This window comes from Ruegeria sp. CDSC025 (assembly GCF_059610805.1).
The window spans coordinates 107,755-120,346 of sequence record NZ_JBXWOJ010000001.1 but is presented as its reverse complement, the minus strand read 5'-3'; the positions used below and the strand labels follow the sequence as shown (position 1 = coordinate 120,346).

General features: G+C 56.3%; 14 protein-coding genes and 1 tRNA gene. 7 read left to right on the top strand and 8 right to left on the bottom strand.

The genetic code is table 11. The features are described from left to right. Window positions 1-2 precede the first annotated feature (2 nt). The 5 genes from AC2FH8_RS00640 to AC2FH8_RS00620 all read right to left on the bottom strand — a co-directional run bounded on the left by AC2FH8_RS00640 (window position 3) and on the right by AC2FH8_RS00620 (window position 5,480). Window positions 3-986 (bottom strand): glycosyltransferase family 2 protein, encoded by a 984-nt coding sequence (locus AC2FH8_RS00640; RefSeq protein WP_496687582.1) that lies wholly within the window; start codon window positions 984-986, stop codon window positions 3-5. Between the two features lie 266 nt (window positions 987-1,252). After that, the gene (locus AC2FH8_RS00635) at window positions 1,253-2,035 is read right to left on the bottom strand and encodes a dimethylarginine dimethylaminohydrolase family protein (protein ID WP_271946472.1); all 783 of its coding nucleotides are present in this window, start codon (window positions 2,033-2,035) and stop codon (window positions 1,253-1,255) included. Window positions 2,036-2,053: 18 nt separating this feature from the next. After that, on the bottom strand, window positions 2,054-3,649 hold the full coding sequence (locus AC2FH8_RS00630; protein ID WP_496687580.1) for a 5-guanidino-2-oxopentanoate decarboxylase: 1,596 nt from the start codon (window positions 3,647-3,649) through the stop codon (window positions 2,054-2,056). Beyond that, window positions 3,646-4,833: a pyridoxal phosphate-dependent aminotransferase gene (locus tag AC2FH8_RS00625; RefSeq protein WP_496687578.1), complete on the bottom strand. Its 1,188-nt coding sequence runs from the start codon at window positions 4,831-4,833 to the stop codon at window positions 3,646-3,648. The genes AC2FH8_RS00630 and AC2FH8_RS00625 overlap by 4 nt, the downstream gene beginning before the upstream one ends. Then, window positions 4,830-5,480: a TetR/AcrR family transcriptional regulator gene (locus tag AC2FH8_RS00620; RefSeq protein ID WP_281994769.1), complete on the bottom strand. Its 651-nt coding sequence runs from the start codon at window positions 5,478-5,480 to the stop codon at window positions 4,830-4,832. The genes AC2FH8_RS00625 and AC2FH8_RS00620 overlap by 4 nt, the downstream gene beginning before the upstream one ends. A 96-nt stretch (window positions 5,481-5,576) precedes the next feature. On the opposite strand from AC2FH8_RS00620, the gene AC2FH8_RS00615 reads away from it, so the two are divergent. Genes AC2FH8_RS00615 through AC2FH8_RS00600 form a run of 4 tightly spaced genes read left to right on the top strand, consistent with a single transcriptional unit; the run spans window position 5,577 to window position 8,689 of the window. Beyond that, the gene (locus AC2FH8_RS00615; protein WP_142634458.1) at window positions 5,577-6,353 is read left to right on the top strand and encodes an ABC transporter ATP-binding protein; all 777 of its coding nucleotides are present in this window, start codon (window positions 5,577-5,579) and stop codon (window positions 6,351-6,353) included. A gap of 31 nt (window positions 6,354-6,384) precedes the next feature. Next, window positions 6,385-7,158 (top strand): transporter substrate-binding domain-containing protein, encoded by a 774-nt coding sequence (locus tag AC2FH8_RS00610; RefSeq protein WP_271946456.1) that lies wholly within the window; start codon window positions 6,385-6,387, stop codon window positions 7,156-7,158. 47 nt (window positions 7,159-7,205) lie between these two features. Next, a complete protein-coding gene (locus tag AC2FH8_RS00605) occupies window positions 7,206-7,919 on the top strand; it encodes an ABC transporter permease (protein ID WP_416383908.1) in 714 nt (237 codons plus the stop codon). Further along, window positions 7,919-8,689, top strand: coding sequence for an ABC transporter permease (locus AC2FH8_RS00600; protein WP_496687575.1), 771 nt, complete (start codon window positions 7,919-7,921; stop codon window positions 8,687-8,689). Before AC2FH8_RS00605 ends, AC2FH8_RS00600 begins: the two co-directional genes overlap by 1 nt. 157 nt (window positions 8,690-8,846) lie before the next feature. Here the strand turns inward: AC2FH8_RS00600 and AC2FH8_RS00595 are convergent. Further along, window positions 8,847-8,933 (bottom strand) — tRNA-Leu (locus AC2FH8_RS00595). 142 nt (window positions 8,934-9,075) lie between these two features. Here AC2FH8_RS00595 and AC2FH8_RS00590 point away from each other — a divergent pair. Together AC2FH8_RS00590 and lipB are read left to right on the top strand one after the other, a co-directional pair. Beyond that, window positions 9,076-9,735, top strand: a complete 660-nt coding sequence (locus AC2FH8_RS00590; RefSeq protein WP_496687573.1) for a DsbA family oxidoreductase — start codon at window positions 9,076-9,078, stop codon at window positions 9,733-9,735. Between the two features lie 38 nt (window positions 9,736-9,773). Continuing rightward, window positions 9,774-10,433, top strand: a complete 660-nt coding sequence (gene lipB / locus AC2FH8_RS00585; RefSeq protein ID WP_271946447.1) for a lipoyl(octanoyl) transferase LipB — start codon at window positions 9,774-9,776, stop codon at window positions 10,431-10,433. A 292-nt stretch (window positions 10,434-10,725) separates the two neighbouring features. Here lipB and AC2FH8_RS00580 read toward each other — a convergent pair whose 3' ends face one another. Further along, entirely contained in the window at window positions 10,726-11,652 is a 927-nt protein-coding gene (locus AC2FH8_RS00580; protein WP_496687570.1) for a cation diffusion facilitator family transporter, read from the bottom strand. 81 nt (window positions 11,653-11,733) lie between these two features. On the opposite strand from AC2FH8_RS00580, the gene AC2FH8_RS00575 reads away from it, so the two are divergent. After that, window positions 11,734-12,147 (top strand): MerR family transcriptional regulator, encoded by a 414-nt coding sequence (locus AC2FH8_RS00575; protein WP_281972282.1) that lies wholly within the window; start codon window positions 11,734-11,736, stop codon window positions 12,145-12,147. Window positions 12,148-12,162: 15 nt separating this feature from the next. Here AC2FH8_RS00575 and AC2FH8_RS00570 read toward each other — a convergent pair whose 3' ends face one another. Beyond that, a complete protein-coding gene (locus AC2FH8_RS00570; RefSeq protein WP_281994787.1) occupies window positions 12,163-12,582 on the bottom strand; it encodes an HIT family protein in 420 nt (139 codons plus the stop codon). Window positions 12,583-12,592 lie beyond the last annotated feature (10 nt).

Here is a 12,592-nt window from a genome sequence, read left to right as displayed (position 1 = left end):
GATCAGACCAGATTTTCCGCAAGCCAGAGGCGGAAATCCACCCAGTCAGGCCGCAACTTGATCTCTGATATCTTGGTGCGATGCCAGTCACATGCCTGCGCGTGCAGGCGGCCGAGTTCTTCATCGGCTTTCAGTTCGGCCAGCAGTGGGGCCGCGCGATGCGCTGCTGGCAGTATCGAGTGATCTGTTTCTTTGTTGGCATTCATGTCCTGCCAATAGGCTTGCCCTTGGTCTACGCGGATATGATTGGTCCGGCCCCGATCCCTTTTAACCAGAAACCCATCCAAAGACCGGACGGAATAGTGATGAATCCGCCCCAGCGAATGATCAAATTTCCTCCATGCGCGCCACCCGACCTTCTCGGACGGAAACAGCCTGCCACCTGCATCGGACCAAGCGATTTCGCTTTCTTTCCCTTCTTCGACCCCTTTCGGGCGATGCGGGCCGAACCGCGTAAATTTTCCGTTGTTACGAAACAGGGTTTTCAGACCATAGGCCCGGCCGGAATGATACGGGAATTCCTGATCCCCCATCGAAAAGGACTCGGTCACAGGTTTGTCTTCAAAGCTGATATTCCCCGAACTACCAAACAATTTCCACGCGAATGAGATCGCATCCACCGGCTTTCCGGCCCGCTGTTCGGTTTCTGCGATCAGCGCCGCAAAGCTGTTGTCACCGCAGCGGATGTTCCAGAATTCATCAACATCCAGACACATCAGCCAGTCGGCCTCTTTCACTTTGGGCTGACGCCGCGCGCGCCGTAGCATCTGATGCTGCGGGTTTCCCCCTTCTTTGACCTCGTTCGGGACATGTGTGGCAAGACCCAATTCCTGCAGCCTGCGGGCAATGGCATCCGTGCCGTCTTCACAGCTATTGGTGAAGATCACAAAGTGATCGACTCCCAGTGTTTTGTGGAATGCTACCCATTCCAGCATATAGGGGCCTTCGTTCTTCATCGTCGTGAATACGGTGAGCGCCTGAGACATGTATTTCCTGCCATAACTTCTTTGCCCAAGTCATACACAACCCGGCAAGCACGAGCGAGATGGGATTTGGGTGCAAAAGAAATACTGCGCGAAACTGGTGCAAAGCTACACCCACTGGATAGGGATCATACTATTTCGAATGAATATCCAAGCGGTTGAAGCGGCTAACCTTAATCACGCCAAAATGCGCCCACTCTTTCTTTGGTTGCAGCAGGACGCATTTGGCTGGTTCAAGGTTAGTCGGTTCTGAATCGTCGTGAATCAGGTCAGAATCTCAGCGACAGACATGACATTCCGCCATCCAGTTTGGCGCATTCCACATTGTCGATTTCGACCACATCATAGCCGTTCTGGCGCAACATCTCGGTGGTACGCGGGAAGCCGGCCGGAGCCAGGACAAATTGGTTGAACCGGATCGAGTTTGCAGCGGCTTCTTCGCCTTCTGCCACATGCAGAACCCGATACCCTTCGAAGCAGCCGGATGCGTCCAGCCGCTTCGTGGACAGGATGGTTTCCCCATCCAGCAACGAACAATCCGTTTTGAAGTGCAACACGCCCGGTGGTGTAAAAACCTCGCGTACAGTGTGGCCCCAGTCGGAAACGATTTCGGTCAGCTCTGTGACACCGGCCGCATCGGTCCGATCTGACCGGCCAACCAGAATTTCGCGACCCGTTACCAGAATGTCCCCGCCTTCAATATGGCCGGGCCCAGCGATCTGCCGAACCTCGTCATAAACGCCGCGGATTGTCGGCTCCATCTCGGCCACCTCACCCATGCGGCTGGGTGCACCGGGGCGCATCATCACCGCACCCTGAGGAAGACACAGTGTGGTATCTTCAACAAAGACGGCATCCGGATACGTCTCAAGGGGAGCCAGTTCGATAACCTCTGCTCCGGTTTTCTTGAGGGTTTCAACATAATGCGCATGAGATGCAAGCATTCGGTCTAGGTCCGGCGTACCGATATCTTCTGCACGCAGACCATCGGTGATGGACGCTGCTGGGCGACGGGTGATCGCGCGCGAGAACTCATAGGTCGGGTCAGTCATTTTCGGTCTCACTTTTCATCAAGAGTGTGATTGGTTGGGCGCGCGGATTTCAACAAGCCGCGGGCCATCTTGGGATTGTGCAGACGACAAAGCTTGGGCCACGTCCAACGGGTCAGGGCCTGTGCGCCAGAACGGCATGCCGCAAGATCGGGCGACGTTTTCAAAATCCGGCGGGGTCGGATCACATCCCAGCACGGTCACGCCGACCGCCTGCATTGATGTTGCGATTTCCTGATAACCGTGATTGTTCCAGATCACGAAGGTGATCGGCAGTTTTTCATCAACGGCGCACATCAGTTCAGGAAGGCTGAACTGCGCCCCGCCGTCGCCTGCGATACAAATGACCGGAGCGTCAGGGTCCGCCAATGCAGCGCCGATCGCGGCGGGTATGCCATATCCAAGCGCTCCGAACCCGGTCGCGGCGTTGAACCACCCGCCGGGCCGATCATGATCGTAGTACAGGTTTCCTGCATAGATCGGATAAGCAGAATCGCCCACCATGATCGCGTTAGGGACTGCATCGCGCATGGCGTTCAGCACAGCCAGTAACGCCTGCATTTCCGGCCCGATTTCTTCGACCGCGTTCCGCCGCGAGGTAGCCGCGCGCGCGGCACCGTTTGCCGACTTGGGCGATGCGGCAAACCGATCCACAAGCTCGGCCGCTGCCATCGCCGCATCACCAACAATGGCAATGTCCGTCGCGTGGCGCTTCAGCTGATCGGGGCATAGGTCCACACGGATCAGGTATGGCATTTCAGCCATCGTGCCGGTGGCGTACATATCGTAGTCCGTCTGGCCCAGCTCAGTCCCCAAAGCCAGAACCACGTCGGCCTGTTCGATCAAAGCACGCACTGAATTCAGGCTCGGGCTTGCTGGTACACTCAACGGGTGATCGTACATCAACCCGCGCGCATTCACGGTTTGAACAACCGGCGCATCCAGCGCTTCGGCCAGCTGCCGGATCGACCTGCCGGCGCTGCGCCCACCTCCGCCGACCAGAATGACCGGCGCTTTTGCCGACCCCAGTAGCTTGGCAGCACGGTCAAGAAGCGCCGGATCAAGAGACTTATCGACGGGACCTTTCGCAGCATCGGTCGGACCAGCAAACTCGTCCCCCGCAACGTCTAGCGGGATTTCGATGTGTGTTGGCCCTGGGCGACCGGATTGAAACAGGGCGAAGGCGCGGTCCAACGCGGCTGCTAGTTCAACTGACTTTTCAACTCGGTCCGATGACAGAGCGACTGTTCGCGCCATCGCTCGTTGATCCGGTAACTCATGCAAGTGACCAAGCCCTTTGCCAAGACTGGACAACGTGTTGACCCCCGACACCACCAGCATCGGAACGCTGTCTGCCCGAGCCTGCCCCATCGCCGTGAGTGTATTGGTCAGACCGGGGCCGGTAATCACAAAGGCCACGCCGGGCTTGCCGGATACCCTGGCATAGCCATCAGCCATGAACCCTGCCCCCTGCTCGTGTCGTGGGGTGACATGGCGAATGCCCGATGCGGCCAGCCCGCGGTACAGTTCGACCGTATGGACGCCGGGGATGCCAAACACGGTATCCACATCGCGCCTGACCAGTTGATCAACCAGCGCCTCACCAATGCTTGTCATGCGTTTTCCAGTTGCAGTTGGGTCGCGTGGGCAACGATCCGGTCACAGGCTTCGGTAAAGATCGCGTCGTCCACCGTCAGCGCGATACGGACCCAGTCATCAACCGTGTCACCGAAAGACGGCCCCGGCATCACCGCGACTTTGCCATGTTCGAGCAGATGAAAGGCGTACTCGTTTCCATTCATCCCTGTGGCCGAGACATCAATCATTGCAAACATACCTGCCTGTGGAAGATGCACACGCAGATGTGTCTCGTTCGGCAGCCTGTCGTTCAGCATCCGGGCGCGGCGGGCGTACCGTTGCGCCATGCCTTCAGCCACGGTTGAACCGTTGCGAATAGCCGTCTCGGTCATGTCGGCGATGAAGGGCTGATTTCCAAACAGCATGGTTTCCGACAGCGACAAAAGGCGCGCGGTAAATTCCTCGGGACCAATGCACCAACCGCTGCGGAATCCGGGGGCGGCATGGGATTTTGATATCGAAGAGACGACGATTACCCGATCCGCTAGCTCGGACCGCGACAGGGGTGAGGAAAACACAGATCCGTCAAAGATCAGTTCTTCATAAACCTCATCAGAAATGATCCATAGATCATGCTCGATAGCCAGCTTGCCGATTGCGTCGATGTCTTCGCGTGTCAGGATCGACCCGGTAGGATTATGCGGTGTGGTCAACAATAGCGCAGTGGTCTTCGCGGTAATCCTGTCCGCGATATCATCCGCAGAAATACGAAAACCGTTTTCCGGCCGCAATGGAACCGGCACAATATCCGCACCGCTTGCGCGTACCACACCTTGATAGGTTGCATACATCGGATCGCCCACCAGCACCTCACAACCCGCCTCGGCCACGCCCATCAGGACGGTAAAAAGCGAGGTCTGGGTGCCTGGAAAACACAGCACTTGATTATCCGTGATCGTGCGCCCGGATCTGGCCGAATAACGATCGGCCAGTGCAGAGCGCAGTCCAGCCTCACCACGCCCATTGGAGTAGGTGGTTCGCCCGGCGCGCAAAGCGTCCACAGCGCTTTCCACCAGTTCGGTGGGCGTTGGCACATCCGGCTCGCCAATGGTCAATTCGATGATATCCCGCCCCTGCTCGACAAGTTCTTTGGCCTTGAGATAAACTTCCCATTTGGCGCCACCCAGGCCGGCAAGGCGTTCGGTAATCGCTGTTTTCTTCATGTCTGCCTCTGCTCAAGATCCGTCAATTCAACACCGATAATTGCCCCAACCGAAGCCAGCCCAATCTTGGGCAGCTCATCCGGCTCAAAGGCGTATGGCAGGGCGCCGCCTTCCATCCACAAGCCGTCGACCACGGCGTTGCATGCGATAGCCAACCTGCGCAGTTCCGCCGGGCTGGCTGGTATGCCTACCTCGTTCAGCGCATCTGCAATGAGTGATTCCAAGCGGTCACGAAAATCCCGATATGTCTGTTCGTGGATCGCTTGCATTTTGTCGTCCGCCAGAACTTTGTTCAAAAAGCCCGCCCATAGGGACACTGACCCCGGATCGACCACCGGATGGGTCAGCCCGGTCGTTACAAACGTCGCCAGCCGCAATCTGGCTGTGCTATAATCTCCGTCTGCAGGGGCCGACGTCAAATCCGTCAGTCGCCGCATATGAAAGTCATAAGCTGCTGTAATTAAATCTTCTTTCGAAGAAAAATAGTGCCGGATCAGACCCTGAGTTACACTGGCCCGCTCGGCAATCGCCCGAACGGTCGCACCTTGCAAACCTTGCTCAGCTATCAAAGACAGCGTGGCCTGGATCAACGCCTCTTTGCGCTGCTCCGCGGGTTCTCGCTTGAATTTTGTTGCGTGATCCGACATCTATCTTTCCAGAAATTATAATTATACAGTTGCATAATTGTAGGGATTTGCTAAAGCTGCAAGTAAAAAAACGGTTGAGAGGGATGAAACTGCAAAATGAACGCTGACCCAGAAACCACGCCGGATGAAGCCATTCGGGTCACTGACTTGCACAAGTCTTTTGGCTCGCTCGAAGTTCTCAAAGGCGTTTCACTTACTGCCCATCAGGGTGATGTCGTCGCCATCATCGGAGGCAGTGGTTCGGGGAAATCCACGTTCCTTCGCTGTATCAATTTCCTTGAAACGCCCAGTTCCGGAGAAATCGTCGTAAACGGCGAGCCGATTGAGATGCGCCCGGATGGCACGCCTAAGGACCGGCGTCAGCTGGAACGCATCCGCACCCGACTGGCAATGGTGTTTCAGGCCTTCAACCTTTGGACCCACCGCACGTTGCTGGAAAATGTCATCGAGGTGCCCGTTCACGTGCTGAAAGTACCGCGGGACGAGGCGATCAAGCGCGCGCACCAGCTGCTGGAGCGCGTTGGGCTTGGCGACAAGGCGGATACCTTCCCTTCCTTTCTGTCAGGCGGTCAGCAACAGCGCGCTGCGATTGCGCGTGCTCTTGCCGTTGATCCCAGCGTAATGTTGTTTGACGAGCCAACCAGCGCGTTAGATCCAGAACTTGTTGGTGAAGTACTGACCGTAATTCGCGATCTGGCGGCCGAGGGCCGAACTATGTTGCTGGTCACGCATGAGATGAAGTTTGCGCGCGAGGTTGCGACCCATGTTGTGTATCTTTTCGAAGGAAAGATCGAGGAACAGGGGCCACCCGACGAACTTTTCGACAATCCGAAATCCGCAAGGCTGCAACAATTCCTAAAATCAGTCGGCTGAACAAACAAAATATCAAACAGGGAGAATATCAATGAAAAACAAAAAGCTAATCGTGGCCGCTTTGGCTGCTGCTGTGCTTTCGGCTGGAACGGCTGGCGCAGATGAAGTCAAGATCGGGATCGCAGCCGAGCCTTATCCGCCTTTCGCATCGCTGGATGCCTCTGGCGAATGGGTCGGTTGGGAGATCGAGGTTATTGATGCGGTCTGTGCCGCCGCCGAGCTTGAGTGTGTGATCACTCCGGTTGCGTGGGACGGGATCATCCCATCACTGACCGGTCAGCAGATTGATGCCCTGATGGCGTCGATGTCGATCACCGAAGAGCGCATGAAAACGATCGATTTCAGCGACCCTTACTACAACACTCCGGCCGTTATCGTCGCCGACAAGTCGATGGACATTGAACCGACACCAGAATCTCTGGCCGGTAAGATCATCGGCATTCAGGCCTCTACGATCCACCAGGCCTATGCCAACGAGCATTTCAAGGATGCCGCAGAAATCCGGGTGTATCAGACTCAGGACGAAGCCAACCAGGATCTGTTCGCCGGCCGTATCGACGCGACCCAGGCCGACAGCATCGCCATGGCAGATTTTGTCTCTTCTGACACTGGTGCCTGCTGTGAAATCAAAGGCGCGGTCGAAAATGACGTCTCGATCCTGGGTCGCGGCGTCGGCGCGGGTGTCCGCAAGGGCGATGACGCGCTGCGTGAAAAGCTGAATGCGGGTATCGCGGCAATTCTTGCCGACGGCACGCATGACGAAATCACCTCGCGCTATTTCACAGCCAGCATCTACAGCGAGTAAGATCCGTCGTGGAAGCTATCCTCGAAAGCCTGGGTTTGGCCCAAAGCATGGAGTTGCTTGCCCTTAGTCCTCCGGGATGGGGCGGCAACCTTCTGCGTGGCCTCGCTAACTCGTTGCAGATCGCTTTTGGAGCGTTCGGGTTCGGGTTGATCATCGGGCTTTTCGGGGCCTATGGAAAACTATATGGCGGGCCGGTCACACGTGACCTGCTCGGCATATATACGACTGTAATGCGCGCCGTGCCTGAACTGGTGCTGATCCTGATCCTGTATTACGTCGGGACCGACCTGATCAATCAGGCCGCGCAGGCAATGGGATACGCCCGGGTCGAAATCAGCGGCGTTGTCGCCGGTATATGGGTTTTGGGCATTGTTCAGGGCGCCTATGCGACCGAGGTCCTCAGGGGGGCGATTCAAGCGGTTCCTACTGGTCAGATCGAAGCCGCCCGTGCCTATGGCATGCCCTCTCTTTTGCTGATGCGACGGGTGACGATACCGGCGATGATGTCTTTTGCCACGCCTGGATTGGCCAATCTGTGGCTCATTGCAACCAAAGATACGGCCCTGCTGGCCATTGTCGGCTTTAGCGAATTGACGCTGGAGACCCGTCAGGCTGCGGCCAGCACCCGCGCCTATTTCACCTTCTTCCTTGCTGCAGGTGCCTTGTACTTGATCGTCACGCTTTGTTCCGGTGTCGTGTTCGCGCGTATCGAGAAATGGGCCCGTCGTGGGCAGCCTTCGCTGAAGGGAGGAAGCCGATAATGGACTGGCGAGCACTCATGCAGCCGCATCGGATCGTGCTGATGGCACTTTTTGCTGCTTTCGTTATCTGGTGCGCCGTCTCACTGCGCTGGGATTGGATTCCAACCTATGCCCCGCTGGCGCTTGAAGGTCTGTGGAGGACCATTTGGCTGTTGGCCGTCACCTGTGTGCTTGGGTTCTTGCTCGCCGTTCCACTGGGTCTCGCTCAGGCGATTGGTCCCTGGTACCTTTCGGCACCGGCAAAAGTGTTCTGCACCGTCATTCGCGGCACCCCAATTCTTCTGCAAATCTGGCTGTTGTACTATGGGCTTGGATCGCTTTTCCCTCAGATTCCATGGATACGCGGCAGTGAGCTATGGCCCTACCTGCGACAGGCCTGGCCCTATGCGGTGCTGGCCCTGACCCTGTCTTACGCGGGTTATGAGGGCGAAATCATGCGCGGCGCCTTTGCCAGCGTTAAGAAGGGTCAGCTCGAAGCGGCGCAATCCTTTGGCATGCCGCGGTTCACTATGTTCCGCCGGATCTGGCTGCCTCAGGCCATTCGCAGCGTGCTGCCGACACTGGGCGGTGAGACGATCCTTCAGTTGAAAGCGACCCCGCTGGTGGCGACGATCACAGTGGTCGAGATCTACGCCGTGTCGTCCAGAATTCGGGCGGACACCTTCGTGGTCTATGAACCGCTGCTGCTGTTGGCACTGATCTATCTGATCATTGCAGGCATCATCACACTGATCTTCCAGCGTATTGAGCTGCAGGTCCCTGCCCGGTAACGCGACGCCGGACACCTAAGACACCTGGTCAGATTCCCGGCTGCCAGCCCTGAAACCTGCTTAACAGCAGGCGGCTGGCGACCGGCTTTGACACGTCGACTGAACGCACCGAGGGCGTCGCGAATACAAGCTATGAGAAGATTGGAAGCCAATCACTTGGTGCGGTCGAGAAGACTCGAACTTCCACGGGTGTTACCCCACAGCGACCTCAACGCTGCGCGTCTACCAATTCCGCCACGACCGCACTGTTAGTGACTTGGTAGTGGGGCGTATAGACCTTGATGATCAAGATGTGAAGAGGCAAAAATCACGTTGGTTTGAATTCCCATTCGGCGCTCTTATCTTTAACAGGTTGTCGTCCAAATGACCCCGTCAGGAGCCCCGCCATGACCTCGCCCGACCCTCGCCCCATCGTTCAGATCGACATAGTCTCGGATGTGGTTTGCCCCTGGTGCATTGTTGGATTCCAGCAGTTGGATCTGGCGCTCAAACAGCAAAATATTCTGGCAAAGCTGCGCTGGCATCCGTTCGAATTGAACCCAAACATGGCGCCCGAAGGTCAGAACCTGCGCGAGCATATCGCCGAGAAATACGGATCCTCTCGGGAACAAAGCCAGATGATGCGGGATCGTTTGACGCAAATCGGGACTGACCTGGGCTTTACCTTCGCCTTTGACGACGACAGCCGCATCGTAAACACCTTTGCCGCGCATCAGCTTCTTGACTGGGCCGAGGCTCAAGGGCGCCAGCATCCGCTGAAACTGGCCTTGTTCGAGGCCTATTTCACCAATCAAAAAGACGTCTCGAATATCGATATCCTGCTTGAGGCCGCCGAAACCGCCGGTCTGGATCGGAACGCAGCGCGCGCGGCGCTGGAATCGGGCGCTCATGTCGGCCCGGTCCGAGAGAAGCAGCAATACTGGACCAGCCGTGGCATTTCCGGCGTGCCCTCAATGGTGTTTGGCGGAAAGTATCTGCTGACCGGAGCGCAGGGGGCGGACACCTATGCGCAGGTCCTGCAGCGCTGTTTGACCGAAGCAGCCTAGGTCTTTCCATCCATGCATCCAGCCGCTAAGGAGCCGACATGGAATGGAAGATTACTGACGGATTGACCGACTATGATGAGGCCATCGCCTTTATGGAGGCGCGCGTGGCCGATATCGCGGCGGGTGAGGCGGATGAGTGTATCTGGCTACTTGAGCACCCTGCCCTGTACACAGCGGGCACTTCAGCCAAGGTCGAAGACCTGAAAGACCCGGACAGATTTCCAGTCTATACGTCAAAACGCGGTGGTGAATACACCTATCATGGTCCGGGGCAGCGCGTTGCTTATGTCATGCTGGACCTGAACAAACGCGGCAGGGATGTGCGCAAGTTTGTAAAGCAGCTTGAGAATTGGGTGATCGCAGCTTTGGCCGAGTTCAACGTGACCGGGCAAATCCGCGACGGCCGCGTTGGTGTCTGGGTGCAACGGGATGACAAGCCGCTGACGCCTGCAGGCGAAAAAGCCGAGGACAAAGTCGCGGCGATCGGCCTGCGATTGCGTAAATGGGTCAGCTTTCACGGCATCTCGATCAATGTCGAACCGGATTTGAGCCATTTCTCTGGGATCGTACCCTGCGGCATCTCGAACCATGGCGTGACTTCTCTGGTCGATCTGGGTCTTCCGGTCGCGATGGATGATGTGGACAACGCGCTTAGAAAAACATTCGCTGAGGTTTTTGGACCCGCGGGGGCGGATTAACTCGGATCACGAATCGAAAAACAGCCCGGCACCGACTACAATCCAGCCGTCAGATCCGCTCTGCTTCATAATTTGGAAACAATTCTCGATTGGTCCGTCTGGTTTCCGACGGAATCTAGTTAAATTTCACAAATATGAATACTTGGGTCCGATTAACGCCTAGTATGAATTTACCGTTCTAGAGTGAGTGGTGTGTTAAGCCGGTGATCGCAGGTATACCCTGGGAAAACAGGTATGTGTTTTGGTTACGAGTCTGCCGTTCCGACCCCAAATCGGAACGGCAATTTCTTTTTTAGTGCTCGTGTTTGTCATGTCCAAACCGGGCCGGATGGCCACAAACCTCTTCCCCACTTTCAATTTCAAGCGTTGCATGGCCGATCCCGAACTGATCCTGCAGCGCATTCTTGATGGTTGTGGAAAGCCACCTGGCATCTTCGTCTGCGTGGCTGGTCGCAACCACATGTGCAGTCAGGGCAGGTTCATGCTCCTGCATACTCCACAGATGAACGTGATGGACCGAAACAACGCCCTCGGTAGCCTCGATCATCGAAGCGACCTCTTCTGGGTCAAGGTCGGATGGTGCACCCAACATCAAGACGTGAATGGTTTCGCCAATTTCAGATTTCACATGCCAAAGGATGTAGACCGAGATCATGATGGTCACAGCCGGGTCCACCCAGGTCCAGTTGAACAGGATAACCAAGGTTCCGGCGACGATCACGGCCAATGAGCCTAAGGCATCTGCCACGTTGTGCAGAAAGGCGGCCCGGATATTCATGCTGTCCTTTGCCATCGAATAGGTCAGGACAGCCGTGATCAGATCGACGATCAGGGCCAGCACTGCGATCCAGACGACGATCCAGCCATTCACCGGTTCGGGCTCTATAAACCGCATGACACCTTCGTACATCAGATAAACGGCCAGAACGACAAGAATGGTGTAGTTAACAAGAGCGGCCACAACCTCTGCCCGGCCATAACCAAAGCTCATCCGTGGATCTGCCGGGCGTCGCGCAATCTTACGAGCGAAAAACGCGATGATCAGCGCGATGGCATCTGAAAAATTATGCAAGGCATCTGCGATCAAGGCCAGTGAGCCAGACAAAATGCCCCCCACTATTTGTGCAAGCGTCAATACCATATTGACGCCGATCGCTCCGACCACCCTCCGGTCACCGGCATTAGGATCAATGTGAGAGTGGGTGTGGTTATGTGACATGGCAGATCAGATCCTTGTTTTGAACTGCAATCCTATGTAATTCCTCTAGTCACTAGAGGTTCAAGAGGCAAAAAGCACAAAATGTACTCAATCGGAGATTTGTCGCGGCAAACCGGGGTCAAGGTGCCCACGATCCGTTTCTATGAGGAAAAAGGCTTGTTGGCCAAGCCGTATCGGACGGCGGGCAATCAGCGCAGATATGACGAGACTGCTCTGAAACGCCTCCAATTTATCCGCCACTCGCGTGATCTGGGCCTGCCTTTGCCGGATGTCGAGGCGTTGCTTTCTTTGGAAGGGGCGCAGGGGGCGGATCTGGACCATGTTCATGAAATCGCGGATCGTCAGCTGACTGAACTGCGCAACCGGATAACATTGCTGCGCAGCCTTGAGGCCGAACTGGAACGCATCACAGCCGCCTGTGACGGCACCCACGACCATGTATGTGAAGTGCTGAACGCGTTTGGCGACCATAGCAAATGCCTTGGATCGCACTGATCCTGTAGCGGGTGATCAGGCCAGCGTGTCTTTGATTTTACCGGCGTGTTCAGCGATCAGGTCAAAATCACCCATATTGCCCGGTGGTCGCATCGAAACGCCTTCGTGCCGCGGCAGAACGTGAAAATGCAGATGAAACACTTCTTGCCCGCCTGCAGCCTCGTTGAACTGCTGGATGGTGACGCCATCCGCATCAAAGGCCGCTTTCACCGCCTGCGCCATCTTCTGAACCGTTGAGATCACAGAAGCAAGCTGTTCTGGGCTGGCATCCAGCACGTTGCGACAAGGCGTTTTCGGGATCACCAGCAGATGCCCGTCCGTGCGCGGCATGATGTCCATGAAGGCCAGTGTGTCGTCGTCTTCATAGACCCGGTTTGCAGGGATTTCACCACGCAGGATCTTGGCGAAAATGTTATCGGGATCATAGGCAGACATACTCGGCCTC